This window comes from Telluria sp. ZB2R32 (genome assembly GCF_059685715.1).
Genome location: NZ_JCASIG010000003.1, coordinates 104,750 through 130,851 on the forward strand (window position 1 = coordinate 104,750; position 26,102 = coordinate 130,851).

A 26,102-nucleotide genomic window follows, 5' to 3' on the forward strand; every position below is an offset into this window, starting at 1 on the left:
TCGGGCATGCTTCGCCTTTTATCGTCCATCCGGAATGAACAGGTGAATGCTGCTCCAGAAAAGAAAACACTCCGGCGTAGTATGTACGAGTGCGCCTTCGCGCTTGTCACCGGCTGTTTTCTTGCGTTCTTCCTGCAATGGCTGTTTGGCGAGGAATTCGCCACGCGCGAACAGGCGCGCGTGTATGCGCCGATTGCGGGGGCGCAGTATGGGGAGGGCAGGCGCGGCGATATCCGGGTACTGCTGATCGACGACGCCGCGCTGGCGGCGGCCGGGCAGGTGTGGCCCGCCCGTTACGGGTATTCCGCGCGCCTGCTTGGCGCCATTGCGCAATACAAGCCGAAAGCCATCTTCGTCGATATCTATTTCAGTGCAGAGCGCGACGATCCTTCGCTCGGCGCATTGACCCGCACATTATGCGCACTGCGGCGCGACGGCATCGCAGTATTCCTGGCCAGTGCACGCGATGGCAGCGGGAATTATCGGTTGCGCCCGGAAATCGATGCACTCGACGGTAAATGCTTCGACAAGGTGGCGATCCAGTACACCCCCGACGATATCGACCGCGTCGCCTGGAATTATCCGCTCGTCGCCGCACGCGCCGGGCAGGACGCCGCGCCGCTCAAGAGTGCAGCGCTGGCCTTGCATGAAGCGGCCAGCGGCCGCGCGCTGGCGGCGACAGGGCATCCGCTGGCCCTGACCTGGGGCAGCTACCAGGCCGGGCAGGGCACCGGCTGGCGCCAGGATGCCGGCCCGAACGCCGCCTCGTATTGCCGGCCATGGAGCGGCTGGGCCGAGTTGCTGCCCCAGGGCATCCGCGACCTCCGGTACGAGGACAGTGACAAGCCGCTGTGCGTGTATCACGAAACCTTGCATGCCGGCGATCTTGCGAACACGAGCGCGGACGGCGAGGCGCAGCTGCGCAGCCAGATCGAAGGCAAGCTCGTCCTTGTCGGACTGGGCACGACGAATTCGGGCGACTTCGTCCAGTCGCCCCTGCATGGCCGCATTCCCGGTATCTACCTGCACGCGATGGCGCTCGACAACCTGCTGGTGGACGGCGACAACCACGCGCGTCACATCTCCATGCAGCTCGGCCGCGAACAGGCGCCGCTGGTCGTCTTCCTGGTGCTGGCTATCCTGTTCGTGACCATCGTACCCAAGCTGCTGCGTCCCTGGGTGGAGGCGCGGTTCGGTACGCAACCGCTTGAGGAGCCGGTCGAGTACTGGATGACCCGCCTGCGCCTGCACAGGGCAGGGCGCGTGCAATGGGGCGCATTGCTGGTGCTGCCCGCCGTGTGGCTGGTGCGCGTGGCCAGCGTGCTCGTAGTCGGGTACGCGATGATCTGGGCCGGTCAGCGCTTCTTCGGCCTGGGCGTATTGTCCGTGGTCGGCGTGATCTTCATGACCCTGTTTGCCGAATGGTTCGACCTGAACGAAAAACTGCGCCGCCACCTGCTGCCGGCTACCCCGCCCGCCACCCAACCCGTCCCGTTAACCGAATTGTCCGAGGAGTCTGTCGATGATGTTCCCACCCCTGCTAGCTGAGCTGGCGCGCCCGGCCGCCATGCTGCTCTTCCTGGGCCTCGTGGCCGGCACCGCGTTTGCCGCCGACGAGGTCGTCGCTGTCAAGGGCAGGCAAGTCGAGGTGTTCGCCGTTCCCGACAATGCCGAGCCGGGCGTCATGTTGCCGGTGGCCGGCCTGCCATGGGCGATCAAGGAAGAAAAGAACAGCTTCTATCGGGTTGCCGTGAACGGCAAGGATGCCTGGGTCGATTCCATGCAGGTCACGGTGTCGCGGGCGTCGAGCGACGCTTGTCCACAGCTGGCGCGCGTCGGCCAGGTGCAGCCGGTGCCGGTTGCCGGCGCCCCGGGCCTTGGCCGCGTGCGCTGCAAATGAGGATGCTGTCACCGAACCGCGTGCGCGCTGGGGCATTGCTGGCCGCGCTCGCCTGGATGGCGGCTGCCCCGGCGGCATCGGCGGCAGCGGCGGCCGAGATCCCCGCCGTCGTCGGTGTCGCCGAACTGCCGCCGCCGCCGCCCCATGTGTGGGCCGACGCCCGCGCGAGCCTGGACGATAACCGCGTCCACGGCAACGGCCTGATATCGATGCCGGCGCTGCAACAGTACCTGGACGGCCTGTACGCCAGGCTGAAGGCGTCGGCCGGTGTGCCCGACTGGCCGGGATCGGTGTACATCTCGGCGGACACCACGCTCAATGCGCACGCGTCGGCCGCCGGCAACCTGTTCCTGCATATCGCGCTGATCCAGTCGGCCGAATCCGAGGACGAAATCTATTCCGTGCTCGCGCACGAGTTCGCCCACGTGTACCTGAACCACCAGGCCACCTACGAAACCCATAACACGGCGGAAAACCTGCGCTTTGCCGGCACCATCCTCGGTGTCCTGGCAGGCAAGATCGGTGGCACGGGCGCCATCAAGTGGGGCGTGGGCGACACCATCGGCGCCGCCAACAGCCTGGCCCACGACGCGCTGATTCCGGTGTGGCAGCGCGACGTCGAGCAGCAGGCCGACATGGCCGGGGTGCACCTGAGCATGCGCGCCGGCTATTCCTATCCGGCGGGCTTCAAGACGTTTCTGGAGCGCCTCGCCACGCTCGAAGCGCGCGACGCGGCCGTCCAGGCAAATGCGGCAAATGCGACCGGTGCGGCCGTGGCGGGCACGACTGCGCGCAAGACCCACGCCAGTGCGCAAGAGCGCGAGACATTGCTGACCGAGCGTGTCGCGCCGCTGTTGCCGCGTCCGCGCCCGTCGCCGCGCAAGGCCCCGTGGCAGGCGGCGCTGCGCGCGCCGGGCACGGCCGAGGTGCTGGCCCATTTCGCGCTGTTGCCGCGCATCGCCGCCTTGCAGGCGCAGGGCAAGCAAGGCGAGGCGCTGAAGCTGGCGCAACAGGCCGCATCCGGCGCCACGGCGGGCGACGCCACCATGCTGCTGACGCTGCAGGATGCGATGCGGCGCACCGGGGCCTCGTCCCTTCAGCAGGCAGAGGTTCTGGTGCTCAACAGGGATTGGCCGGAACGCTCGTGGAACGCCTTGCGCCAGGCGGTGTACCTGGCCCACATGCCGGCGCAACCGGCACAGGCGAAAGCAGGACTCGATACGCTCTTCAAGATGTTCGGCGAACCGGCCAGCGCCATGCCCGACATGGTGGCCATCTACCGGGAGACCGGAGACGCGCTGGCGCAGACCGGCATGATGACGCGTTGCCTGCAATACGCAAGCTACCGCAAGGCATGCGCCGAGAGCGCCAATACCGAACAGGAACGCGCCCAGCAGGCAGCGCAGGCCAAGGCGCGGGAAGACCAATTGAGCAAGAACGCGGCCGACAAGGTCATGAAAATGCTCAAGTGGAAATAGAAATAGGAATACAACCCGGGCGCGCCCTTGGTTGGGGCGCGCCGCGGCGGTACTGACTTAGTCCGACGACGCTTCGCCCTGCTGCGAACCGGCGCCCTGCTCGAGGAAGGAGCGCAGCATCCACGCGTTTTTCTCGTGAACTTCCATGCGGGTGGTCAGCATGTCGGCGGTCGGGAAGTCGTCGAGCTCGTCGGCAACGTTGACGCCCGCGCGCAGGGTGCGCACCAGGATTTCGTTGCCGTCGACCAGTTGGCGAATCATGTCCTTGGCCGACAGCACTTCCGGCTCTTCGGTGATGCCCGACAGCTCGACATAGCGGCGCGACGTTGCAGGGGCAAAGTGGCCCAGCGCGCGGATGCGCTCGGCGATGTCGTCCAGCGCGTTCCACTGCTCGGTGTACTGTTCCTCGAACATGACGTGCAGGGTCGAGAACATCGGACCGGTCACGTTCCAGTGGAAATTATGCGTCTTCAGGTAGAGCATGAAGGCGTCCGACAGTACGGTCGAGAGCGATTCGACGATCTTGGCGCGGTCCTCGGTGTTGATTCCGGTATCCATGTGCATTGCAGTTCTCCATAAGTGAAATGTCAGTGTTGGTGAAATTTGCAACACTGCTAACAATGCAACAGCTTAGCACCGGCTGGAAAAACGTGCGGCACGGTGATCCGTTTCAATTCCGGGACACGGCAATGCCGTGCGTCGTCGCCCGCAGGCTTGTGCTACGGTCGAGCCACTGGCGCATGGCCACGTGCGCAACAACCGCGGAGGAGACGGCATGGAAAAGTTTCTGATCGTTTTTCGGGGTGCGACCATCGGGCAGGCCGAAGGTCCGCAACATGATCCGGCACGCTGGGATGCCTGGTTCAACGAGCTGGGCGGGGCGTTGCTCGACCGCGGCGCGCTGAGCCACGGCAGTGTCGAAGTACCGACGCGCCTGATCGGCCCGAAGCTGAGCAGCAGCGCCTTGTCCGGCTATTGTCTCGTCGCGGCGCGCGATTTCAACGATGCCGTGCGCCTGGCGCAGTCAGCGCCGGTGTTCGACGAAAACGGCTCGGTCGAGATCGCGCACCTGCGCTAAGTTAGGTAACTAAGCAGCCTGCAGGCTGGCGAGGACTTCGCGCACCGGGGCCGGAATCGGCACCGACTTGCCGCTGGGCCGATCCACGTACACGTGCACGAAATGCCCCGCCGCCGAGGGCAGGGGCTCGTCGTTGCGGTACAAAGCCAGTTCATAGCGCACGCTCGAGGTGCCGAGCTTTGCCACGCGCACGCCGACGTGGATGGTGTCGGGGAAGGAAATCGAACTGAAGTAGGAGCAGCCGGTGTCCACCACGAAGCCGACAATGTCGCTCTTGTGGATGTCGAGCACGCCGCGGTCGATCAGGAGGCGATTGACCGCGGTGTCGAAGAAGCTGTAGTAGTTGACGTTGTTGACATGCCCGTAGCTGTCGTTGTCCATCCAGCGCGTCGGCAATGCCGACAAATGGGGGAAGGCGGAGCGGGGCATGTCGCGCATCGTCAATAACCTTTCAGCTTAGTGTTTCACTTAGTGCTTCACATCCGCAGCTGGCGCCAGTGCGTCGGCCGTGGTCGCGGTGGCGAACAGCTGCGCGCAATCGACCTTGTCGAAGGCGTAGTGCTTGCCGCAGAAGTCGCAGTTGATGCCCAGTTCGCCCAGGTCCGCCAGTGCCGATTCGACTTCCGGCTGGCCCAGCATTTTCAGCATGTTGCCGACTTTTTCGCGGGTGCAGCTGCAGTGGAATTGCGGGTGCTGCGGATCGAAGACGCGGATCGTCTCTTCCCAGAACAGGCGGTTGAGCAGGGTTTCGATGCCGGTGCTGAGCAGTTCTTCCTGCTTCAGGGTCTGGCCGAGCATGACGGCGCGGTTCCAGGTTTCCAGGTCTTCCTCTTCGGTCGCCTGTTTGGTCTGGTCATCCTTGCCGCTGTGGCGCGGCAGCTTTTGCAGCAGCAGGCCGCGCGAGACCTTGTCGTCGGCCGCCAGCCACAATTTGGTGTCCATCTGTTCCGAACGCAGCATGTAGTTTTCGATGACGGTCGCCACGCTGTCGCCGTCGAGCGGGACGATGCCCTGGTAGGGCTGCTGGCCCGGCATTTTTTCCAGCGGGTCGAGCGTGATCACGAAGCGGCCGCGGCGGTTAACGTTGAGCAGGTCGGTCAGGCCGGCGTCGTCGGCGATGTGCGCGTCCGGAGCCAGTTTTGCCGTGGCGCGGATGCGCAGGTCGGCGTCGCACTCGACCACCAGCAGGCGCACGGGACCGTCGCCGTGGATCTGCATCACGATCGAGCCATTGAATTTCAGGTTGGCCGACAGCAGGGCGGCGGCGGCCACCATCTCGCCCAGCATCGAGCGCACGGCTTTCGGGTAGCCGTGGCGGGCCTGGATCTCGCGCCAGGTGTCGGAAATCTCGACCAGCTCGCCGCGCACGGCGGCGTTGTCGAAGATAAATTTCTGCAGGGTGTCCTTGGTGTCTACTGTCGTCATTGTCTATCCGATGTGCTTGAGCTGCGCCTTGAACAATTGGCCACGCGCCACGTAACTGGCGGCATTGCCTTGCAGGCGCAGCAGGTCTTCTTCCGTGAGCGTTCGCACCACTTTCGCAGGCGAACCCAATATCAGCGAGTTATCCGGAAACTCTTTGCCTTCGGTTACCAGGGCACCGGCGCCGACCAGGCAACCCTTGCCGATCCGGGCGCCGTTCAAAATCACGGCCTGGATGCCGATGAGCGAGCCGTCGCCTACCGTGCAACCGTGCAGCATGGCCTGGTGGCCGATGGTGACGCCCTTGCCGATCACGAGCGGGTAGCCCATGTCGGTGTGCATCACGGTTCCCTCCTGGACGTTGCTGTTTTCCCCGATCGTGATCCGTTCGTTGTCGCCGCGAATCGTGACTCCGAACCACACCGAGGCATTCGCCTCGAGGGTCACTTTGCCGATCAGGTTGGCCGAATCGGCCACGAACGCCGACGCATCGATCTCGGGGGCATGCTCGCCCAGCTGGTAAATCGCCATGGATGTGCTCGCGGAAGGTTGAAGTGACGCTATTTTACGCCCTCGCGTCCGCTGATTGCAGCAAATGGGGACGGCCGGCAAGAATCCAAGGCCATGCGTATAATCAGTTCCAATCCGCACGACCGTACTTTTTTTAGGCCGACATGACACCTTCCCGTTCCGAATTCCTCACCATCCGCGGCCTGCGCACCCACGTGCGCCACTGGGGCCGCCCCGGCGCCCCGAAATTGTTCATGTCACATGGCTGGATGGACGTGTCCGCCTCGTTCCAGTTCATCGTCGACAACCTGCAAGGAGACTGGCACGTCATCGCCAACGACTGGCGCGGGTTCGGACTGTCCGAACGCAGCCATGCGGACACCTACTGGTTCCCGGACTACGTGGCCGACCTCGACGCCTTGCTCGACCATTATTCCCCAAGCGCACCGGTGAACCTGCTCGGCCACAGCATGGGCGGCAACATCGTCAGCATGTATGCGGGCGTGCGGCCGGAGCGCGTTGCCAAACTCATCAACCTGGAAGGCATCGGGCTGATGGGCAGCAAGCCGGAGCAGGCGCCGAAACGCATGGCCAAGTGGCTCGACGAATTGCGCACGCCGCCGACCATGCGCGGCTATGCCAGCCTGGACGAAGTGGCGGGCAGGCTGCGCAAGACCAACCCGCGCCTGCCGTTTGCGCGCGCCGCCTTCCTGGCCGAACACTGGTCGGCGCCCAACGATGCCGGCGAGTACGAAATCCTGGGCGATCCGGCGCACAAGATGCCGGGGCCGCTCTTGTACCACCTCGACGAGATGATCGCGCTGTGGAAACGCATCAGCGCGCCGGTGTTGTGGATCGAGGGCGCGGAGACGGAAATGTGGAAGTGGATGGGGCCGCAGGACGGGATGCGCGCCGAAGTCGATGGGCGGCTGGCGCACATGGCGTCGGTCGAGCCGCATGTCGTGGCGGGGGCGGGGCACATGGTGCACCATGACCGGCCGGAGGTGTTGGCGGGGGTGATCGAGGCGTTTCTGGCCAAATAATTTTGCCTACACGGGGCTGTTGCTTACTACGTTAATGGTGGGTTCGATCCGCGTGGGCGGGGAACCCGCCCACCTTACGCGGTATGATCGTGAGCTTCGACTGAGGGCGACGTAAGGTGGGCGGGTCTCCCGCCCACGCGTTCAACGATCATCCGCGTCGTGCAAAGGATATTTGCATCGAAGGCCCAAACTGCAAAGAATATTTGCATCCCCTATAAATGCCGTTTCTCCTGCGGCGGCCTATCCCACGCATCATTGCGCCCATCGACATACCGCACCGGCGCCGCCAGCAATTCTTCCACCGCCACATCATCCAGGCTCGCCACCGTCACCGCATGAAACACGCCAAGCCGCGCCGAGTGCCCGGTCGAGAACACATTGATCCCACAATGCCGGCAAAAATAGTGGCCATCGCGCTTCGCAGCGAAGCGGTATTCGCTCAAGGCAGCCGCGCCCGCCAGCAGCCGGAACGCACTGGACGGCACCTGCACCGCCCAGAAGCGCATCTTCGTGCAGATCGAGCAATTGCATTTGATAGTGCCGGCGGCGAGGTCGATGTCGGCCGCGTAGCGCACCGCGCCGCAGTGGCAGCTGCCGTGACAAATTCGCATCGTCCGCCTCGAAAACAAAACCTTCACTCTACCATTGCCGGCCCGCCAAGCGGACGCCGTCGCGCCGGCCCGCGCAATGGGCGTACAATGTTTGCTCGTCCAGAAAACCGCGCCCGCATCATGCTGAAAGTCGATCTTCACTGCCATTCCAATGTCTCCGACGGCGTGCTCGCACCCGCCGCCCTGGCCGCCTACGCGCGCAAGGGCGGGGTCGAGGTCTGGGGCCTGACCGACCACGACGAGGTGGGCGGCATCAAGCCGGCGCGCGCGGCGGCGCAGGCGCAGGGCATGCGCTTCGTGCCCGGCGTCGAAATCTCGGTCACCTGGGCCAACCAGACCGTACACCTGGTCGGCCTGCAGATCGACGAAGACAATCCGGCGCTGCTGGCCGGCCTGGCCAAGACCCGCAACGGGCGCGATGCGCGCGGACGCGAAATCGCCGCCCAGCTGGAAGCGGCCGGCATCCCCGGCGCCTATGAAGGCGCGCTGAAATTCGTCGGCAATCCGGACCTGCTCTCGCGTACGCACTTTGCGCGCTACCTGGTCGAATGCGGCAAGTGCGACACCACCACCGAGGTATTCCGCCGCTTCCTCACCGAAGGCAAGCCCGGCTACGTGCCGCACCGCTGGGCTTCGCTCCCCGAAGCCATGGGCTGGATCCAGAGTGCCGGCGGCATTCCCGTGATCGCGCATCCGGGACGCTATAAATTCTCGCAGACGGCCGAGGACGCGCTGTTCGACGAATTCCGCCAGCTGGGCGGAAATGCGATCGAAGTGGTGACCGGCAGCCATACGCCGGACCAGTACGCCACCTATGCCGAGGTGGCGCGGCGTTACGGTTTCCTGGCCTCGCGCGGGACCGATTTCCATGCGCCGGGAGAGGCACGGGTGGAGTTCGATGCCTTGCCGCCGTTGCCGGCCGGTGTGACGCCGGTGTGGCACGATTGGTTCTGAGCACGCACGCCTGACTGGGCGATACAATGGCGCTGTGCATCTGCCGTCGTGAACGATGCACCGTGTTAGCGTGGTCATTTGCAAGAAAAAACCAACACCATGATCGCGGCCGCTTTAAGCCCAGCATAAGCCTCCCACCCTTGTATTTCCCCTCGGGCACCCCTATCTTGGCATCCTGTTAATGTCAATCGCCCCGGAGGCATCCCCATGAAGCGCATCGTGTTATTCCTCGCCACCAACCTCGCGGTTGTGCTGGTGCTGACGGTCGTCCTGAACCTGCTGGGGGTCGGGCGCGCGGTTTCGGCGCAGGGGATCGATGTCGGCGCGCTGGCCGTGTTTTCGCTGGTGGTGGGCTTTACCGGTTCCATCATTTCGCTCTTGATGAGCAAACCGATGGCCAAGTGGTCCACGGGCGCGCGCGTCATCGAGCAGCCGCAGAACTCGACCGAACTGTGGCTGGTGAACACCGTGCGCCAACTGTCCGAGCGCGCCGGCATCGGCATGCCGGAAGTGGCCGTCTACGATGGCGAGCCGAACGCGTTCGCCACCGGCGCCTTTAAAAACTCGGCGCTGGTCGCCGTGTCGACCGGCCTGCTGCAAGGCATGAACCGCGACGAAGTCGAAGCCGTGCTCGGCCATGAAGTGGCGCACATCGCCAACGGCGACATGATCACCCTGACCCTGATCCAGGGCGTGGTGAATACCTTCGTCGTGTTCTTCGCGCGCGTGGTCGGCTATTTCGTCGACAAGGTGCTGCTGCGTAACGAGGGCGGGCGCGGCATCGGCTACATGGCAGCCGTGTTCGTGTGCGAAATCCTGTTCGGTCTGCTAGCATCGATCATCGTCGCGTGGTTCTCGCGCAAACGCGAATTCCGCGCCGACGCCGGCTCGGCGAAACTGCTGGGCAGCACGGTGCCGATGCAGAACGCGCTGGCGCGCCTGGGCGGTTTCCAGCCTGGTGCGCTGCCTTCTTCCATGAGCGCTTCGGGCATTTCCGGTGGTGGCGGCGGCTGGGGCGCGCTGTTCTCGACCCACCCGCCGATGGAAGAACGCATCGCGGCATTGCAGGCACTGCGCTAAGAAAAAGACATCGAGAGAGGAGTTTGAATGGGCCAGTTTTTCCATATTCATGCTGAAAATCCGCAGAAGCGCCTGATCGCGCAGGCGGCGCAGATCCTCCGCGCCGGCGGCGTGGTCGCGCTGCCGACCGACTCGGCCTATGCGCTGGTATGCCAGCTGGACGACAAGGCGGCGGTGGAGAAACTGCGCCGCGTGCGCGGCATCGACGACAAGCACCACCTGACGATGCTGTGCCGCGACCTGTCGGAAATCGCGCAATATGCGCGCGTCGACAACGTCCAGTACCGGCTGCTGAAAGCCACCATGCCGGGGCCCTACACGGTGATCCTGGAAGCGACGAAAGAGGTGCCGCGCCGGCTGTCGCATCCGTCGCGCAAGACGATCGGCCTGCGCGTGCCGGAAAACCTGATCACGCTGGCGCTGCTGGAAGAACTGGGCGAACCGCTGATCGGCACCACCCTGCAACTGCCGGGCGACGAATACATGCTGTCCGATCCGGACGAAGTGCGCGCGCGCCTGGAAAAGCAGATCGAGCTCGTCATCGACGGCGGCGCCGGCACGCTGCAAGCCACCACCATCATCGACCTCACCGGCTCCGAACCCGTCCTCGTGCGCGAAGGGCGGGGCGACCCCGCAGCATTCGGCCTGTAACGGCTCCGCCCACAAGCCGGGCCTGTGCGCCCGGCTCTGCTAGAATCGCTCCCTTATGGATGAAATCATTCGCAATATCGCAGTCTATGCGCTGCCCGTTCTATTCGCGATTACCCTGCACGAAGCCGCCCACGCCTACGCTGCCCGCTATTTCGGCGACAACACGGCGTATGCGCAGGGACGCATGACGCTGAACCCGATCTCGCACATCGACCTGTTCGGCACGATCATCATTCCGGTCGCGCTCTACCTGACCTCGGGCTTCGTGTTCGGCTATGCCAAGCCGGTGCCGGTCCAGTTCGGCAACCTGCGCAATCCGAAGCGCGACATGGCCTGGGTGGCGCTGGCCGGTCCGTTCGCCAACTTCGTGATGGCGGTGATGTGGCTGATTCTCGCCGTGGCGCTCACCGCGCTGGACGTGGCCGAGGACTTCCCGCACAAGGTGGCGCAGGCCGGCATCGTGACCAATCTGCTGATCTTCGCGTTTAATCTGTTCCCGCTGCCGCCGCTCGACGGCGGACGCGTGGTGACCAGCATGCTGCCCAATACCCTGGCCTATAAATTCGCCAGGATCGAGCCGTATGGCTTCTTCATCCTGCTGGCGCTGCTGTGGTTCGGCGTGCTCTCGTTCTGGGTGCAGCCGGTGATGTGGCTCGGCGCCCAGGCGGTGAAACTGATCGCGTCGCCCATCACCTTCCTGCTGACCTGATGCACGCATCCATCGACAATCCGTCCCTGTGGGTGCGCCGCTTCGCGGGGAGCGTGCCGGCCGGCGAAGTGCTCGACCTGGCTTGCGGCAGCGGGCGCCACGCGCGCCTGGTCGCGGGACTCGGGCATCAGGTGCTGGCAGCCGACCGCGACCCGCAAGCGCTGGCCGCCGCGGCCGGTGCCGGCATCGACACCCTGCAGATCGATCTTGAAGCGGAGGGCGCGCGCTGGCCGTTCGAGCCGGGCCGCTTCGCCGGCATCGTGGTCACGAATTACCTGCACCGGCCGCTGTTTCGAAACTTGCTGGACAGCCTGGCGCCGGACGGCGTGCTGATCTACGAAACTTTTGCGCTCGGCAACGAAGCCTTCGGCAAGCCGAGCAATCCCGCCTTCCTGCTGCGGCCCGGCGAACTGCTGGAACTGGCGGCGCAGGGTGGTCTCACCGTGCTGGCCTACGAGGATGGCGTGGTCGCCGATCCGAAGCCGGCGCGGGTGCAGCGCCTGTGCGCGGCGGGGCGCGCCTTCACTCAAACCGAGGCCAAGCTCGACCATTTAGTTGGTCGGGAATGAACCATATTGGCGGACGATCCGCTACAATCAGATTTTTCCTTTACCGCACGTACCACTGATTATGATTAAGGGCAGCATTGTAGCAATCGTCACGCCGATGTTCGAAGACGGCAGCCTCGACAAGGATGGCCTGCGCAAGTTGATCGACTGGCATGTGGACGAAGGCACCGACGGCATCGTCATCGTCGGCACCACCGGCGAATCAGCCACCGTCACCCCGGAAGAGCACGTCGAACTGATCAAGCTGGCCGTGGACCACGTGGCCGGCCGCATCCCCGTCATCGCCGGCAGCGGCGGCAACTCGACCCTTGAGGCGATCACGCTGACGCGCGCGGCCAAGGAAGTCGGCGCCGACGCTTCGCTGCAGGTGGTGCCGTATTACAACCGTCCGACCCAGGAAGGCATGTACCGCCACTTCAAGGCGATCGCCGAAGCGGTCGACCTGCCGGTCATCCTGTACAACGTGCCGGGCCGTACGGTTGCCGACATGAGCAACGACACCATCCTGCGCCTGTCGACGATCCCTAATATCGTCGGCGTGAAAGATGCGACCGGCAACATCGGCCGTGGCATCGAGCTGCTGAAGATGGTCGACAAGTCCTTCGCCGTGTATTCGGGCGACGACCCGACTGCGATGACGCTGATGTTCTGCGGCGGCGCCGGCAATATTTCGGTCACCGCCAACGTGGCGCCGCGCGCCATGCACGCGCTGTGCGAAGCGGCCATGGCGGGCGACGTCCAGCGCGCCGTCGCCATCAACAACAGCGTGCTCGAACTGCATGCCAAGCTGTTCGTCGAGCCGAATCCGGTGCCGGTGAAATGGGCCCTGGCCGAGATGGGCAAGATGCCGTCCGGCCTGCGCCTGCCGCTCGCGCCCTTGTCGAACGCTTTCCACGACACCGTCCGCGGCGCCCTGCGCAGCGCCGGTCTCGTGCAATCCTGATTACAGATCTGACACCGTAACGATATGACTAAAAGCAACAAGACGACGACCTCCGTTTCCGCGCCTGTGCGCGTGCTCGCCATCGGCGCCGTGGCGCTCTCCATGGCGGCATGCACCACCGTTTTCGAGTCCGACAAGGTGGACTACAAGTCGTCCAAAAAGGCCGCACCGCTGGACGTGCCGCCGGACCTGACCCAGCTGCAAAAAGACAATCGTTACGCCGTGCCTGAGCGCGGCATCGCTACCGCATCCGGCATGCAGGCGGGCGCGGCTGTGCAACCAGGCGCTGCTGCAGGCGTTGCTATTCCCGCCGCTAGCGGCGCGGCCATCGGCCCGGTCTCGACCGATGCCGTGCGCGTCGAACGTGCCGGCGACCAGCGCTGGCTGGTGGTCAAGCAATCGCCCGAGCAACTGTGGCCGCAGGTGCGCCAGTTCTGGACGGATGCCGGCTTCGTGCTGGAATCCGAATCGGCCCCGACCGGCGTGATGGAAACCGAGTGGAACGAAAACCGCTCGAAGATCCCGCAAGACATCGTGCGTCGCACGATCGGCCGCGTGTTCGACAGCGCCTATTCGACCGGCGAGCGCGACAAGTTCCGTACCCGCCTCGAGCGCCTGCCGGACGGCTCGACCGAGATCTACATCAGCCACCGCGGCGCCGAAGAAGTGCTGACCGGCGCGCAGAAGGAAACAACCACCTGGACCGTGCGTCCGAACGACCCGGCGCTCGAAGCCCAGTTCCTGGCGCGCCTGGTGGCCCGCCTGACCGGCGCCACCGAGCCGGCCGCCGTCCAGGCCGCCGAGGCGACGGTGGCGAATGCCGCCGTGGCGCCGCAGCATGCGAAACTGCTGGGCGACCGCGTCGAAGTCGACGAAGGCTTCGACCGCGCCTGGCGCCGCGTCGGCCTGGCGCTCGACCGCGTCGGCTTCACCGTCGAAGACCGCGACCGCGTGCAGGGCGTGTACTTCGTGCGCTACGTCGATCCGGAAGGCGCGAACAAGGAAGGCTTCTTCAAGCGCCTGTTCAGCTTCGGCGATTCCGACAAGGCCAAGGAAGCCCAGCGCTACCGCGTGATCGTCAAGGCCGAGCCGAACGCCGCCGTCAGCAACGTCACCGTGCAGGACAACACCGGCGCGCCGGATACGTCGGCGACGGGCAAGAAGATCCTGTCGCTGCTGAATGACGAGCTGAAGTAATCATCATTCAGTCTCAGACGAGCCGGCCCTGTGGCCGGCTTTTTTTATGTCGAATCAGTAGTGCACCGTAGGGTGGGCACTCGTGCCCACGCGGTCGAACGCATGCACGTCGAAACGCAGACCAAAGGCGTTACGCGTGCGTTGGATGAATTTTCACACGTTGCGGCACGCACCGGTACGACCGCGTGGGCACGAGTGCCCACCCTACGGTACACCACCGCCAGACGAAAAAAAACCGGCCCGCAGGCCGGTCTTTCCTGTCAGCGGGTAGCTGATTACTTCTTGGCAGCGTCAGCAGCGACGTCAGCAGCGGTCGAAGCGGCCGAAGCAGCGTCAGCAGCAGCAGCCGAAGCGGTTGCAGCGGCAGCAGCAGCGTCAGCAGCTGGGGTAGCAGCAGCGTCGGTGGTGGTGGTGGTCGTGGTGGTGTCGGTCGTTGCAGCTGGAGCGGCAGCGTCGGTGGTGGTCGTTGCAGCAGGTGCTTCAACAGCAGCTGGGGTGGTGGTGGTGGTGGTTTCTTCTTTTTTCGAGCAAGCAGCCAGAGCAACAGCCATCAGCGAAACGATCAGCAGGGATTTTTTCATGGTTTTTCCTTAATTAAGTTTAGTACTTGTGTTGCGATGAATAATTACCGGTAATTATCGCTCTTTTGGAATTCTCGTGGCTTTCGTACTGGTAACAGTGCTTGATAGACAACGGAACCTTCCTAACCCGATATTATAGCCAAATTTACCGAATCGCAATAGAAAACCAATGCCAAAATGGAAGTATTTTGTGACTTGATAAGCTTCATTTTGTTACAAGATGCTACAAACATCAAGATTTCTATTTGCGTATCGATTTAAATCAAATTTACAGTCCGGTGACAGTCGGTGAGAGTGTCGAACTCGACTCTTCCCACAATGCCTCGAAACGGTGCGCCGGCAGTTCGACCGCAGCCGGACTACCGAACACGGCCTCGCCACGCATGTGGTCGCAGTGAAAACGCCGCACCACATGCATGCCATCGGCCAGTGCGAACGAATCCGACAGATGCCGCAACGAGCGCGGACTCTGGCGGCATTCGATGCGCTCGTCGTAATAACGCGCGAGCCCCAGAAAGCGTGGACACGATTGTTGAATAAATGTGATGTCGTGCAAAGCCAGGCGCAACCGGCCGCCGCGCTGGAAGAAGGCGCGCAGCGTCGCTTCGACGTCCGGCGCGCCCAGCGGAAAGGCGGCGAAATCGCGGTCGAACAGGTCGAGCCGGCTGGTAGCACGTGCCAGCAGCGCGCGCCATTGCACCTGCAGCTCGCGGCGCGTATCGAAGCGGACGCTGGCCGGCTCGCTCATGACATCCTCAACCCAGCTCGACCCAGCCGTCCTGGTACCAGGTGTACAGCGCCTCGAGCACGTCGTCCGATGCCTGCGCCAGCGCTTCGCCCGAGAGGCGCCGTTCGTTGGCGAGCACGTCGAGGACAATTTTGTCCGCACGGTTGACCGCGAACGATTCGCCGTTGATGAAGACGTGCTTGCCGCGGTACAGCATCAGCGACTTGGCCGACAGTTTCAGGCCGCGTTTGGCGGCCGCCTCCATGAAGCGGCCGACCACCAGCGGCTTGGGTGGCGGCGTGAAGAACACATTGTGCTTCGGCTCGGACATGTATTCGCCGAAGAACACCGTCACGTCTTCCTCGTCCCAGCGCACCTTGTTGAGTTCTTCCGTCACCGAGGCCAGCATCTCGCGCGGGATCTCGGCCGGGTTCTTCGCCGGCTGCAGGCCGGGGTCGGCGTAACGGCCGGGCAGGTCGATCGAGTCGGCCATGAACTGCAGGAAGGCTTCGCCCAGTTCCTGGAACGAAGGCGCGCGGAAACCGATCGAATAGGTCATGCATTCGCCCTCGGCCACGCCGTCGTGGGCGTAGTGCGGGGGCAGGTACAGCATGTCGCCCGGTTCGAGCACGAATTCTTCTTCCGGGGTAAAGTTCGACAGGATCTTCAGCGGCATGCCGTCGACCAGCGACAGGTCTTGCTGGGCGCTGATCTTCCAGCGGCGCTTGCCCTGCGCCTGCAGCAGGAACACGTCGTAGGAATCGAAGTGGGGGCCGACGCCGCCGCCGTCGGTGGCGTAGCTGACCATCAGGTCGTCCAGGCGCGCATCGGGCAGGAAGCGAAACTCGCGCAGCAAGGCATCGGCGCGTTCGTCGAGCAGGTTCACGCCCTGCACCAGCAGGGTCCATTCGCGCTGGGTGCGCGGCGGCAGTTCGGTCAGCGGGCCATGCTGCATGTCCCACTGGCCATCGACATTGGTGACCAGGCGCGACTCGACGTGGTTCATGCGGGCCGCTTCGGCCAGCTTGTCGAACTTCAGCAGCGGCTTGAAGCCGGGGATGGCGTTGCGGATCAGCAGGGGCTTCTTGTGCCAGTAATCGCGCAGGAATTGCGCGGGGGTGATGTTCCCGAGGAGCTGTAATTTTTTCATGCGCCATTATAACCAGCGCTATCGGAGCGGCAGCGGACGAAGGGTTATAATTTGCCCCTTACAACGAAAGGAAATGCGATGAAGATTGCCAAGAATACGGTCGTGACGGTCAACTACAAACTGTCGGATGCACAGAACAACCTGATCGAAGAAGGCGCGCAGCCGATGGTTTACCTGCACGGCGGTTACGAAAACACCCTGCCGAAGATCGAAGAAGAACTCGACGGCAAGGAAGTTGGCTATTCGTCGACCCTGCAAGTGGAACCGGACGATGCCTTCGGCGACTACGATGCCGAACTGGTCAAGGTCGAAGACCGCAAGCTGCTGCCCGAGCCGCTGGAAGTGGGCATGCAGTTCGAAGGCATGGCCGACGGCGCGCCGGACGACGAGCCGATGATCTTCACCGTCACCGAAATCGCCGACGACAAGGTCGTGCTCGACGGTAACCACCCGCTGGCCGGCATCGCCCTGCGCTTCGAATTGTCGGTCGTCGACGTGCGCGCCGCCACCGAAGAAGAAATCGCCCACGGCCACGTGCACGGCGCCCACGGCCACCACCATGGTGAAGACGCGGACGACGGCGAAGAGGGCGACCACTTCCGTAGCCAGCCGCTGCATTAATCGTTGGATCGACCGGGGACGAACGTCCCCGGTTTTCACTCTGCCGCGTCCTTGACGCTGAACAGCGCCTTTTCGCCCGGCGTCACGTCGATCTCGACCGCATCATTTCCTACCGATACGTGCCCGACATTGTCGCGCCACGCGATCGCCGGCTTCGCCTTCTTCGGCAAGGCCTCGCTGTCCACCAACAACACCTTGCCCTTGAAGCGCTGCGCCAGCGATTGCACCTGCTTGCGCACGGCCGCAAAACCATCCTGCGCCACCGGTGCGCGGCGCAGCAGGCCGCGCAGGCCGGTCGGTTCGAGCTGCGGGGGTTTCATGTCGCCTTCCGAGAACAGCACGATCGCATCGACCTTGTCGCGCCGCGCCAGCGTGAACAGGCGGTTGAGCCAGAAGCGCGTCGCCACCAGCCGGTCTTCGTATTCGCTGTTGCGCCCGGCCGCGGCCAGGTAGTGGTTGTTGTTGGCCGGGAGATTGACGGTGGCGTACAGCACCGAGTCGACGCTCCAGTGCGCGTTCTCGGCATAGCTGCGAAAACGCGGGCTGGCCGACAGGCGCGTCAGCTCCAGCTTCTTCGCACCCGGGGCATTCGGTTCGCCGTGGAAGAGTTCGCGCAGCCGGTTCAGGCGCTCGACGGCGTTGGTGCGGCCGGCCGAGTTGCGGCACTCGGTCCAGTCGCTGCCGGCGGGCAGCACGATGACGGGACGCTTGGCCTTGTCGAGCAGGTCGCGCCGCTCCTGGTACAGCTTGTCGCCGCATGGCTCGCTGGCCGCCTTGATGCCGGTGACGACGACAAAGGCGAGCGACTTCTCGCTCGTCTCCGCCAGCGCCTCCTTGAAGCGGGCATCGCCCGGCCGGGCAAAGCTGTGGCCGATGACGCCAAAGCGGTGCGCATCGTCCCCTTTGCGGTCGCCATCGCGCGCGCCGGCCGGCGCCGACAGCACCGCCGCCAGCGCGGCCAACAGCAGCAGGGGACGCGGGCGCGGCATCAGGCCGGGTCGCGCATGACGGCCAGGCGCTTGAGCTCGTAGAGCCGCTCGAGCGCTTCGCGCGGCGTGAGGGCGTCCGGGTCGAGTTCGTCCAGGGCGGCGGCCAGCGCGGGCGGCATGGCTGCTTCAAGCGCAGGTGCCGGATCTTCTTCAACCCCGTCGCAAGGCAGCGCGAACAGGTCGAGCTGCGGCGTGGTGCCGACCGCCTGCGATTCGAGGCGCGCCAGGTGCTTGCGCGCGGCCTTGATCACGCCTGGGGGCACGCCCGCCAGCTGCGCCACCTGCAAGCCGTAGCTCTGCGAGGCCGGGCCGTCCTGCACCGCGTGCAGGAAGACGATGGTGTCCTTGTGCTCGACCGCCGACAGGTGCACGTTGGCCGCGCTCGGGTGCATCTCGGGCAGCTGGGTCAGTTCGAAATAGTGGGTCGCGAACAGGGTGAAGCTGCGGCTGTTGTCGATCAGGTGGCGCGCGATCGCCCAGGCCAGCGCCAGGCCATCGAAGGTCGAGGTGCCGCGCCCGACTTCGTCCATCAGCACCAGCGAGTGTTCGGTGGCGCTGTTGAGGATCGCGGCCGATTCGGTCATCTCGACCATGAAGGTCGAACGCCCGCCGGCGAGGTCGTCGTTGGCGCCGATGCGGGTAAAGATGCGGTCGATCGGGCCGATTGTCGCACTCGTCGCCGGCACGTAGCTGCCCACGTAGGCCAGCAGCACGATCAGCGCGGTCTGGCGCATGAAGGTCGATTTGCCGCCCATGTTCGGGCCGGTAATGAGCAGCAGGCGCCTGTCGTTGGACAGCTTGCAGTCGTTGGCGATGAAGCGTTCGATCTGGCGCTCCACCACCGGATGGCGGCCCTCGACGATCGAGAGACAAGGCGCGTCGACCAGGGTCGGCGCGCACCAGTTGTGGCGCAGCGCGTGGCTGGCCAGCGCCACCAGCGTATCGATCTGGGCCAGGCCCTGGGCGACACGCTGCAGGTCGCCGATGTGCGGCGCCAGGCAGGCCAGCAGTTCGTCGTACAGCGCCTTTTCGCGCACCAGCGCCTTGTCCTGGGCCGACAGCGCCTTGTCCTCGAAGGCTTTCAGTTCGGGCGTGATGTAGCGCTCGCAGTTCTTCAACGTCTGGCGGCGGCGGTAGTCGTCCGGCACCTTGTCGGCCTGGCCGTTGGTGACCTCGATATAGAAGCCGTGCACGCGGTTGTACTCGACGCGCAGGTTGGCGATGCCGGTGCGGGCGCGCTCGCGCGTCTCGAGGTCGACCAGGAACTGGCCGGCGTTCTGCGACAGCGCGCGCAACTCGTCGAGTTCGGGATCGAAGCCGCTGGCGAACACGCCGCCGTCGCGCACCATCGCGCTTGGCTCCTCGGCGACCGCGCGCGCCAGCAGGTCGAGGCAGGGTAGCGGCGTATCGATGGCGTCGTGCAGCGTGCGCAAGAGGCCGGAATCGCCCGGGATGAAGCAGCGCGCCACCTGCTGGCGCAGGGCCGGCAGCTGCTGCAAGCCGTCGCGCAGGCTGGCCAGGTCGCGCGGACGCACCGTCAGCAGCGCGATGCGCGTCGTGATGCGCTCGATGTCGGGCACGTCGTTCAGGGTCGTCGACAAGTCGCTGGTTGCATCGCCCTGGGCCAGCGCCTCGATCGCTTCATGGCGCGAGCGCGCCACGGCCTGGTCGCGCTTGGCGTGGTGCAGCCAGTGGCGCAGCAGGCGCGAGCCCATCGGCGTGCGGCAGCCGTCGAGCAGCGAAAACAGCGTCGGCGACTCCTGGCCGCGGATGGTTTCGGTCAGCTCCAGGTTGCGGCGGGTGGCGGCATCGAGGCCGATGAATTCGTTCTCGCTCTCGACCGCCAGGCTGTTCACGTGCTGCAGGCCGCGGCCCTGGGTCGATTGCGCATAGCGCAGCAGCGCGCCGGCGGCGCCAAAGGCGGCGCCGAGACCATCGGCGCCGAAGCCGGTGAGGGTGGCCACGCCCAGCTGATCGAGCAGCGCCTTGTGGCCCTTGACCACGTCGAAATGCCATTCCGGCACGCGCTGGGTGTGGGCGAACGGATTTTCCTCGAACATGTCGCCGTCGTCGGCGCGCAGGATCTCGGCCGGAGAGATGCGCTCCAGTTCCTGCGCCAGGCGCGCCGCCACCGTGCGCTCGTCGCCAGAAAATTCCATCAGGCGCAGCGCGCCGCTGGCCAGCGACAGCCAGGCCAGGCCGACCGTGCTCGACTTGCGCGCGGAGACGGTGCATAGCGCCAGCAGCGCGCGCTCGGCCTTTTCGGGCAGCAGGTCGGAGTCGGTCAGGGTGCCGGGCGTGACCACGCGCACCACCTTGCGCTCGACCGGACCTTTACTTGTCGCCGGGTCGCCGATCTGCTCGCAGATCGCGCACGATTCGCCGAGTTTCACGAGTTTGGCCAGGTAGCCGTCGAGCGAGTGGAAAGGCACGCCGCACATCCTGATCGGATTGCCGCCGGACGAGCCGCGCGCGGTCAGGGTGATGCCGAGGATGCGCGCCGCCTTTTCGGCGTCGTCGTGGAACAGCTCGTAGAAGTCGCCCATGCGGTAGAACACCAGCATGGTGGGGTAATCGGCCTTGATGCCCAGGTATTGGGCCATCATCGGCGTAATCTTACCTTTGGATACTTCACTAAGGCGTTGATCTTGCTGGAAATGTTCAGATAGGTTCATGTTCTGTAAGGACTTTTAAGCGCTTTCGGCTTTTTTGGTTATGGTCTCGACACTCCACAACACATCACTACACTCACCAGTTTAGCGTAACTTTTCGCGTGCGCTCAGCAGTGCGTTACGCTACACTCCTCGACTCATTCCACTGGCGCCGCAAAAGCTACGCCGAGACTACGCCGAGGTCAAAATGCAATTCGATGCGAAGGCCGCCAAGCTCCTCGAGCCCGGCCAACACTTTACCATTTCCGACTGTCCAGGACTTCGACTTGAGGCCACTGCATCGACGCGCTCGTGGGTATACCGATTCAAGAGTCCAGTCGACCAGCGCATGCGTCAGGTGAAGATCGGCGCCTGGCCAAAGGTCTCGGTCTCGGCCGCGGTGGCGGAATGGGAGAAGCTTCGCGATATCCGTGCAGCTGGCCGTGATCCGGCCGAGGAGCGGCGAGCCGAGCGGCAGGAAGAGAAGGCTGCGGAAGAACGCGCGCGGGCAGCTGCAGCCAGCCGGCTGACCGTGCGGCGCCTATGTGACCAGTACCTTGAAGGACACGTCGATCGGCACCGCAAAGCGAAGGGTGCTGCAGAGGTTCGCCGGCTGTTCGATCGCATGCTGGGAGATTTTGGCGACCTGGACGCCGCCAAGGTCACGCGCGCGCAGGCGTTCAGCCTACTCGAATCCTTCCTGGATACGCCGGTGACAGCGGCGAACCTGCGCGGGGAACTGGGCGCCGCCTGGGACTACGGTCACGACTCCGGCCGGCTCGACGAGAATGCACCGAACTGGTGGCGGTTGATCATGCGCGGGAAGCTTCGCAGCAAGGGGCGCATTCGGGAAGGCGAGTCGATCGGGACGGACAAGCGTGTGCTGACGCCGACGGAGATCGGGCAGCTCATCCAGTGGATACCGAACTTCTCGCGCCTGGTCGGCGACGTGGTGACTTTATACCTGTGGACGTGCGCCCGAGGCGGCGAGATCGTTACGATGGAAGCGTCGGAGATATCCGTCGAGAGCGATGGCATGTGGTGGACACTGCCGAAGGCGAAGACTAAGAACTCCTGGCGCGACCAGGCTACGGATCTGCGGGTGCCGTTGGTCGGCCGGGCCGAGGCCATCGTCAAGCGCAGGCTAGCACTGGTGGAGTCGGGTTACCTGTTCCCCTCCTCGGGTCGCAGTGGATACACGGAGCAGAAGAACATCAGCGCGTCCGTGTGGATGCATCAACCCTATGCGAAAACCCGGCCAGATTACGTGCGGCCGCGGCTTCCAGTAACGCATTGGTCAGTCCACGATTTACGGCGAACCGGGAGGACGCAGCTGGCAGCCTTGGGGTGCCGAGATGAGATTGCTGAAGCAGTGTTGGGACACATGCCGAGCGGGATCGTTGGCGTTTACAACCTACACCGGTACGATGCTGAGCGGCGTGAATGGCTCGGTACGCTCAGCGACCATTATGAGAAGTTAGCCAAGGTTTAATGCTGCTTTACTAAAATATAAAATGAAAACCTACCCGATGTCTGATAATCCACCGTCGGTACCGAAAATTATATCGTCGTATTTGGCAAGTTTTTTTATTACGTCTGGGTCATCAATTTCTTGCTTAACTTTTCTGTAAACATTTGGATTCTTATTGAATTCACGAATGGCTGTTACGATTAATCTTTGCGTGCATTTTTCCGCCATGGGGAGAAAGTACATTATTTGCCGAAAAGCATTTTCACTGATGGGTGAGTAAGCTATGTGTCCAACATCAAGTTTATTTCGCAAATATCGGATTGATGCAAATATTTCTATAAATCTTTCATGCACTGACCATTTGCGAAGCAATCTCTTCATGTCGTCGACATTTGGCCCTAATTCTAACGTTAGAGATTCTACAGCTTTGCAGACGTTCAGCATTCGCTCAGCATAGAAATGGTAGCTATAGTTAGAGACTGATTCCAACAAGAAAGACTGCGAAAGATACCGGATGCCAGAGACGATTTGAATAGGCCAATCGAGGGCCGACGGCAGAGTTTCAAGGAAATATTTCTTGAGATTCTGATGTGTGTCACCCGCGGTCGAAAAGGGTACGCCGAGGGCCTCTTTCAGTCGTACTTGGAAAGGAACGGAGTTAACCATCCCGCTCATATTACGAATTGAAACGGGCGTCACGGAAATGCCAGAAAACGAAGCGGGGAACGTTTCGATGATCGACTGAACAACAAAGAAGAATACCTTTAGATCGTCACAAATGAATTCGAACGTGGCAAGTGATCCTGTGATTTTTAAGTCTGCCTCGCCATACTTCCCACTAAATTCGAATGGGTCGAAACGCACAGGTTCACCTGTGCTCGTTCGCGATACTCCTCTAAAAATATCGCCTTTTATCTTAATGGTTTGGCTTTCAATTTTATTGGGAAATTCGCGTAAAGAATCCGTAAATTCGGCGTCGCCGAATAGCTCTGGAGGGGTAAGGTCGACATTAATCGTCACCTCGAAAGGTAAGCCAAAAGCTGTTGGATCTTTTTCGAAGGCAACTTCGCGATGGGGTAGTTGATACAGCAGCATTATTCACCTCGATAGGGAAAGGATTTTGGAGGAAGCCCGGGTCATTGTATCCCGCAAACTCCTGAGTGCTATGAGTTTGTCATTTCCTCCGCTGCGCTGCCGGCCTCAATGATTACGGCGTGCTGTGTTAGGTGGAGGTGCAAGTTCGGAGACAGGTCGCGCTTCAGCCCACTCTTCGACTTCACGTACTAACCATGCTACGCGGCGACCGGATAGCTGGCGTGGCCGCGGGAACTTTTCTTCGCGGACAAGGCGCTGGACTGTCGTCGCCGCAAGGGCGACTGCAGTGGCGACGGCTTCGAGCTCAAGGTATAAGGGCTTCACGGTCACTTACGCTTTCGTTTGTTCTGTGGATGGGCTGGTGCCCAGTTGCTTCGCTTTGGGCTTGCGGCGGCCCGAACGTTTTCTCATCAGCCTGTCGCGGACAATCCTGTCCAGGGCGTCGCCGAGCGTCATGGGCTTGAACTGGATGAACTTCACGAGGGCCTGCTGCACTTCGAGTGAGACTACTGCCTGGGGCAGTACGGTCTTGCCCTCGGCTTCGAGCTTTGCCAGGCGGCGCGCCTGCCGCTCGGACCCACTCAGCGCCTTTCCGGTCGGTGGCCGGCCTTTCCTCTTCGAGCCTTTCGCCGGCTCTGGTCCCGTGTTAATGGACGTCATGGTCGTTTCTCGCGTCAGGAATTAACGTGAAATTTCACGAATATTCTGTGGAGCTTCTGTGAGTGCATCAGCCATCACATCGGGGGGCTTTCGGCGTCCGGAGTACACACTGGTTGCACTTCGTGTTCGTGCCGGTGAACTGCGTATGGGAGCGGCGCCTGCGGCACGGGCCTTGGCAGTTGCGCATCGGCGAGTAGGCGCCCACCGGGCTTTCCCTCTGGATGCCTGCGTGCCGGCCCATCGTCGCACCTGGATTGAGGCACGCTGCCGCCAGACGCCGCTGGTCCCAGCTGCTGATCTGGCGGGTCACGATGCGGCTCCTGCGCGCGCACGGCCGCGCCATCCCAGCCAGTGCCACTCGAGGACCATGTTGTCGTAGCGGCCGCTCGAACGGCGTGAGAAGTTTTCGACGCCTTCGGTACGCATTTGCGCCTCGAAGCGCTCACGCTCCTGCAATGTCTCTGCCATGCCCAGCGTGCCGCCTTTCTGCTGCTGGCCCAGCGCCTGCAGCTGCGCGTGGTCCATCGTGTCCGCGACCACGTCAGCGAAGCAGAGCACCTGGTACTGCGGATCTGGGAGACCAAGCAATGCAGCCGCGCGCTTGACCAAGTAGTCGCCGCTGACCAGGGTTCCGGCGAACGTGGTCATCTCCACCAGCAGCGCGCGAACGTCTGGCGGCAAGACCGCCGCGGCAGATGCGATTGGCGTTTTTGTGGTGCTCATCATTTCTTCCTCGTTTTCTTTTCGGGCGCCGGCCCGCACAGGACCGATCCCCATAACACTTCTGAACCCAGAAACGGCTCCGGCATACCTGGGCGTTCAGCTCCGAAATAGACCTCCTTGTCCAGCGCGCGACCCTCGCTCACCAGGCGGTGAAGGACGTGGCCCATGCAGAAGCCGATCTGGTGGCGATCGCGAATGTCGGCGAAGTCATTCCAGTCCAACCATTCGCCCGGGCGCTCGTTCAACCTGGCCTCGAGCTCGAGCTTGACCGGCGAGGAGAACGCCAGCTCGTACCGCGCGTACACGCCGGCCGGCATGCCGTAGCGGGGCCGTGCTTGTTCGAAGAGGGCGAGCTGGCTCACGCTGCTGCCTTTGTCGCGATGTCGCGCTTCATTACGCCGGTACCTCTTGCGCAGCAGCAGCCACCGGTTGATCCTGTTCCAGGTACTTGAGCGTGTGCTCGAGCCAGGCCGCGCCGTGTTTTTGGTACATGGTCAGGTGCAGGTGAATGACAGCCGCCTGCTCGTGCTCGGCTTTCCGCTCGACGCGGTGCCCCAGCTCGCGCAGGCGTTGCGCCGTACGGATGCAAGCGAAGTTCGGGCGCCCTAAGATGATCAAGGTCTGTTCGTCGAGCGGCAGCAGTGCTTCCTGGGGCGCCTCGGGCTCCTCGGTGGGTGACGCCGGCATGTGTGCCCAGTGCGTGACGCACTCATCGGGGATCGGTGAGGAGTCGATCTCGCGCCAGATGCCGCCGTCGCGGTAGGCCGTGTACACCTCTTTGTCGTCCAGGGCGACCAGGACGGTCGTGTCGTCATCCGGAAAGCCGCTGGCCACCGGGTGCCAGTCGATCGCAATGGTCGTGATGCCGCAGGTTCGCATGTCCATGTTGTGGCTCCTACGCGCCGACGCTGGCGCAAAAGACTTCGACCTCGGCTACGGCCTGGCGGAAGTGGTTGACTGCCACGTTCGGCAGCTGGCTGTCCAGGCGTGCGACCGCCTGGCGAATGCGCGCGGCTTCGTCGTCGGTGACGTGGATGCGGCCTTCCTCTTCGAAGCGATCGCAGATGTCCGACAGGGCCTTGTTCGCGTCGTCGATCGCCGGGCTGTCCATCTTCGCGCGCACCAGCGTGGCCAGCATCTTTGTCAGCTGGTTGTAGGTGTCCGGGGTAGGATGGGTGATCAGTGCTTCGCCTGCCATGCGCAGCTGGAGCGCCAGGCGGCTGTAGGTCTCGGCGGTCATCGGAATGCGCGCGTCCTTCTGGAATGCTCGTTTGTGCATGGCAGGGTCT

The 26,102-nt window shown here is 63.4% G+C and carries 31 protein-coding genes; 14 read left to right on the top strand and 17 right to left on the bottom strand.

What is annotated here, in order from left to right; all coding sequences use genetic code 11:
- Positions 1-81: 81 nt before the first annotated feature.
- The 3 genes from AC56LG_RS09795 to AC56LG_RS09805 are packed head-to-tail and all read left to right on the top strand — an operon-like array spanning position 82 to position 3,378.
- Positions 82-1,548, top strand: coding sequence for a CHASE2 domain-containing protein (locus AC56LG_RS09795; RefSeq protein WP_497165928.1), 1,467 nt, complete (start codon positions 82-84; stop codon positions 1,546-1,548).
- On the top strand, positions 1,523-1,900 hold the full coding sequence (locus AC56LG_RS09800) for a hypothetical protein (RefSeq protein WP_497165929.1): 378 nt from the start codon (positions 1,523-1,525) through the stop codon (positions 1,898-1,900). The genes AC56LG_RS09795 and AC56LG_RS09800 overlap by 26 nt, the downstream gene beginning before the upstream one ends.
- A 2-nt stretch (positions 1,901-1,902) precedes the next feature.
- On the top strand, positions 1,903-3,378 hold the full coding sequence (locus tag AC56LG_RS09805; RefSeq protein ID WP_497165930.1) for a M48 family metalloprotease: 1,476 nt from the start codon (positions 1,903-1,905) through the stop codon (positions 3,376-3,378).
- A gap of 57 nt (positions 3,379-3,435) precedes the next feature.
- On the opposite strand, the gene AC56LG_RS09810 is transcribed toward AC56LG_RS09805, so the two are convergent.
- Positions 3,436-3,942: a Dps family protein gene (locus AC56LG_RS09810; protein ID WP_497165931.1), complete on the bottom strand. Its 507-nt coding sequence runs from the start codon at positions 3,940-3,942 to the stop codon at positions 3,436-3,438.
- Positions 3,943-4,153: 211 nt separating this feature from the next.
- Between AC56LG_RS09810 and AC56LG_RS09815 the strand changes: the two genes are divergently transcribed.
- Positions 4,154-4,456 (top strand): hypothetical protein, encoded by a 303-nt coding sequence (locus AC56LG_RS09815; protein WP_497165932.1) that lies wholly within the window; start codon positions 4,154-4,156, stop codon positions 4,454-4,456.
- A 9-nt stretch (positions 4,457-4,465) separates the two neighbouring features.
- Here AC56LG_RS09815 and AC56LG_RS09820 read toward each other — a convergent pair whose 3' ends face one another.
- The 3 genes from AC56LG_RS09820 to AC56LG_RS09830 are packed head-to-tail and all read right to left on the bottom strand — an operon-like array spanning position 4,466 to position 6,409.
- Complete coding sequence (locus AC56LG_RS09820) at positions 4,466-4,885, bottom strand: acyl-CoA thioesterase (protein WP_497165933.1); 420 nt, start codon at positions 4,883-4,885, stop codon at positions 4,466-4,468.
- A 39-nt stretch (positions 4,886-4,924) separates the two neighbouring features.
- Positions 4,925-5,881, bottom strand: a complete 957-nt coding sequence (hslO, locus tag AC56LG_RS09825) for an Hsp33 family molecular chaperone HslO (RefSeq protein WP_497165934.1) — start codon at positions 5,879-5,881, stop codon at positions 4,925-4,927.
- 3 nt (positions 5,882-5,884) lie between these two features.
- The gene (locus AC56LG_RS09830) at positions 5,885-6,409 is read right to left on the bottom strand and encodes a gamma carbonic anhydrase family protein (RefSeq protein ID WP_497165935.1); all 525 of its coding nucleotides are present in this window, start codon (positions 6,407-6,409) and stop codon (positions 5,885-5,887) included.
- A gap of 143 nt (positions 6,410-6,552) precedes the next feature.
- On the opposite strand from AC56LG_RS09830, the gene AC56LG_RS09835 reads away from it, so the two are divergent.
- On the top strand, positions 6,553-7,431 hold the full coding sequence (locus tag AC56LG_RS09835) for an alpha/beta fold hydrolase (protein WP_497165936.1): 879 nt from the start codon (positions 6,553-6,555) through the stop codon (positions 7,429-7,431).
- A 212-nt stretch (positions 7,432-7,643) separates the two neighbouring features.
- Here the strand turns inward: AC56LG_RS09835 and AC56LG_RS09840 are convergent, their stop codons facing one another.
- Positions 7,644-8,189, bottom strand: coding sequence for a GFA family protein (locus AC56LG_RS09840; RefSeq protein ID WP_497165937.1), 546 nt, complete (start codon positions 8,187-8,189; stop codon positions 7,644-7,646).
- On the opposite strand from AC56LG_RS09840, the gene AC56LG_RS09845 reads away from it, so the two are divergent.
- The 7 genes from AC56LG_RS09845 to bamC all read left to right on the top strand — a co-directional run bounded on the left by AC56LG_RS09845 (position 8,163) and on the right by bamC (position 14,145).
- Positions 8,163-8,996, top strand: coding sequence for a 3',5'-nucleoside bisphosphate phosphatase (locus tag AC56LG_RS09845; protein ID WP_497165938.1), 834 nt, complete (start codon positions 8,163-8,165; stop codon positions 8,994-8,996). The genes AC56LG_RS09840 and AC56LG_RS09845 overlap by 27 nt on opposite strands.
- Before the next feature lie 207 nt (positions 8,997-9,203).
- Positions 9,204-10,076, top strand: a complete 873-nt coding sequence (htpX, locus tag AC56LG_RS09850; protein WP_497165939.1) for a protease HtpX — start codon at positions 9,204-9,206, stop codon at positions 10,074-10,076.
- A 27-nt stretch (positions 10,077-10,103) separates the two neighbouring features.
- On the top strand, positions 10,104-10,727 hold the full coding sequence (locus AC56LG_RS09855; RefSeq protein ID WP_497165940.1) for an L-threonylcarbamoyladenylate synthase: 624 nt from the start codon (positions 10,104-10,106) through the stop codon (positions 10,725-10,727).
- 55 nt (positions 10,728-10,782) lie between these two features.
- The gene (locus AC56LG_RS09860) at positions 10,783-11,436 is read left to right on the top strand and encodes a site-2 protease family protein (RefSeq protein WP_497165941.1); all 654 of its coding nucleotides are present in this window, start codon (positions 10,783-10,785) and stop codon (positions 11,434-11,436) included.
- Complete coding sequence (locus AC56LG_RS09865) at positions 11,436-12,005, top strand: class I SAM-dependent methyltransferase (RefSeq protein ID WP_497165942.1); 570 nt, start codon at positions 11,436-11,438, stop codon at positions 12,003-12,005. The genes AC56LG_RS09860 and AC56LG_RS09865 overlap by 1 nt, the downstream gene beginning before the upstream one ends.
- 61 nt (positions 12,006-12,066) lie before the next feature.
- On the top strand, positions 12,067-12,948 hold the full coding sequence (gene dapA, locus AC56LG_RS09870; RefSeq protein WP_497165943.1) for a 4-hydroxy-tetrahydrodipicolinate synthase: 882 nt from the start codon (positions 12,067-12,069) through the stop codon (positions 12,946-12,948).
- Positions 12,949-12,972: 24 nt separating this feature from the next.
- Complete coding sequence (bamC, locus tag AC56LG_RS09875) at positions 12,973-14,145, top strand: NlpB/DapX family lipoprotein (RefSeq protein WP_497165944.1); 1,173 nt, start codon at positions 12,973-12,975, stop codon at positions 14,143-14,145.
- A gap of 275 nt (positions 14,146-14,420) precedes the next feature.
- Here bamC and AC56LG_RS09880 read toward each other — a convergent pair whose 3' ends face one another.
- From AC56LG_RS09880 to AC56LG_RS09890, 3 genes are all read right to left on the bottom strand, one after another.
- Positions 14,421-14,726 (bottom strand): hypothetical protein, encoded by a 306-nt coding sequence (locus AC56LG_RS09880; RefSeq protein WP_497165945.1) that lies wholly within the window; start codon positions 14,724-14,726, stop codon positions 14,421-14,423.
- 268 nt (positions 14,727-14,994) lie between these two features.
- Positions 14,995-15,474 (bottom strand): DUF7931 domain-containing protein, encoded by a 480-nt coding sequence (locus AC56LG_RS09885; RefSeq protein ID WP_497165946.1) that lies wholly within the window; start codon positions 15,472-15,474, stop codon positions 14,995-14,997.
- Between the two features lie 7 nt (positions 15,475-15,481).
- Entirely contained in the window at positions 15,482-16,603 is a 1,122-nt protein-coding gene (locus AC56LG_RS09890) for a ribosomal protein uL16 3-hydroxylase (RefSeq protein ID WP_497165947.1), read from the bottom strand.
- 78 nt (positions 16,604-16,681) lie between these two features.
- Between AC56LG_RS09890 and AC56LG_RS09895 the strand changes: the two genes are divergently transcribed.
- A complete protein-coding gene (locus tag AC56LG_RS09895) occupies positions 16,682-17,224 on the top strand; it encodes an FKBP-type peptidyl-prolyl cis-trans isomerase (protein WP_497165948.1) in 543 nt (180 codons plus the stop codon).
- Positions 17,225-17,259: 35 nt separating this feature from the next.
- Here the strand turns inward: AC56LG_RS09895 and AC56LG_RS09900 are convergent, their stop codons facing one another.
- Complete coding sequence (locus AC56LG_RS09900; RefSeq protein ID WP_497165949.1) at positions 17,260-18,213, bottom strand: hypothetical protein; 954 nt, start codon at positions 18,211-18,213, stop codon at positions 17,260-17,262.
- Positions 18,213-20,819 carry a DNA mismatch repair protein MutS gene (mutS, locus tag AC56LG_RS09905; RefSeq protein ID WP_497165950.1) on the bottom strand — a complete coding sequence of 869 codons (2,607 nt, stop codon included), beginning with the start codon at positions 20,817-20,819 and terminating at the stop codon, positions 18,213-18,215. Before mutS ends, AC56LG_RS09900 begins: the two co-directional genes overlap by 1 nt.
- A 253-nt stretch (positions 20,820-21,072) precedes the next feature.
- Between mutS and AC56LG_RS09910 the strand changes: the two genes are divergently transcribed.
- Positions 21,073-22,356 carry a tyrosine-type recombinase/integrase gene (locus AC56LG_RS09910; RefSeq protein ID WP_497165951.1) on the top strand — a complete coding sequence of 428 codons (1,284 nt, stop codon included), beginning with the start codon at positions 21,073-21,075 and terminating at the stop codon, positions 22,354-22,356.
- A 30-nt stretch (positions 22,357-22,386) separates the two neighbouring features.
- On the opposite strand, the gene AC56LG_RS09915 is transcribed toward AC56LG_RS09910, so the two are convergent.
- The 7 genes from AC56LG_RS09915 to AC56LG_RS09945 form a co-directional block, all read right to left on the bottom strand.
- Complete coding sequence (locus tag AC56LG_RS09915; protein ID WP_497165952.1) at positions 22,387-23,430, bottom strand: hypothetical protein; 1,044 nt, start codon at positions 23,428-23,430, stop codon at positions 22,387-22,389.
- Positions 23,431-23,535: 105 nt separating this feature from the next.
- Positions 23,536-23,760, bottom strand: a complete 225-nt coding sequence (locus tag AC56LG_RS09920; protein ID WP_497165953.1) for a helix-turn-helix transcriptional regulator — start codon at positions 23,758-23,760, stop codon at positions 23,536-23,538.
- Positions 23,761-24,090 carry a hypothetical protein gene (locus tag AC56LG_RS09925; RefSeq protein ID WP_497165954.1) on the bottom strand — a complete coding sequence of 110 codons (330 nt, stop codon included), beginning with the start codon at positions 24,088-24,090 and terminating at the stop codon, positions 23,761-23,763.
- A 306-nt stretch (positions 24,091-24,396) separates the two neighbouring features.
- The gene (locus AC56LG_RS09930; RefSeq protein WP_497165955.1) at positions 24,397-24,816 is read right to left on the bottom strand and encodes a hypothetical protein; all 420 of its coding nucleotides are present in this window, start codon (positions 24,814-24,816) and stop codon (positions 24,397-24,399) included.
- Complete coding sequence (locus tag AC56LG_RS09935) at positions 24,813-25,175, bottom strand: hypothetical protein (RefSeq protein WP_497165956.1); 363 nt, start codon at positions 25,173-25,175, stop codon at positions 24,813-24,815. The genes AC56LG_RS09930 and AC56LG_RS09935 overlap by 4 nt, the downstream gene beginning before the upstream one ends.
- A 31-nt stretch (positions 25,176-25,206) precedes the next feature.
- Positions 25,207-25,698, bottom strand: a complete 492-nt coding sequence (locus AC56LG_RS09940) for a hypothetical protein (protein WP_497165957.1) — start codon at positions 25,696-25,698, stop codon at positions 25,207-25,209.
- A gap of 10 nt (positions 25,699-25,708) precedes the next feature.
- Complete coding sequence (locus AC56LG_RS09945) at positions 25,709-26,092, bottom strand: hypothetical protein (protein WP_497165958.1); 384 nt, start codon at positions 26,090-26,092, stop codon at positions 25,709-25,711.
- Positions 26,093-26,102 lie beyond the last annotated feature (10 nt).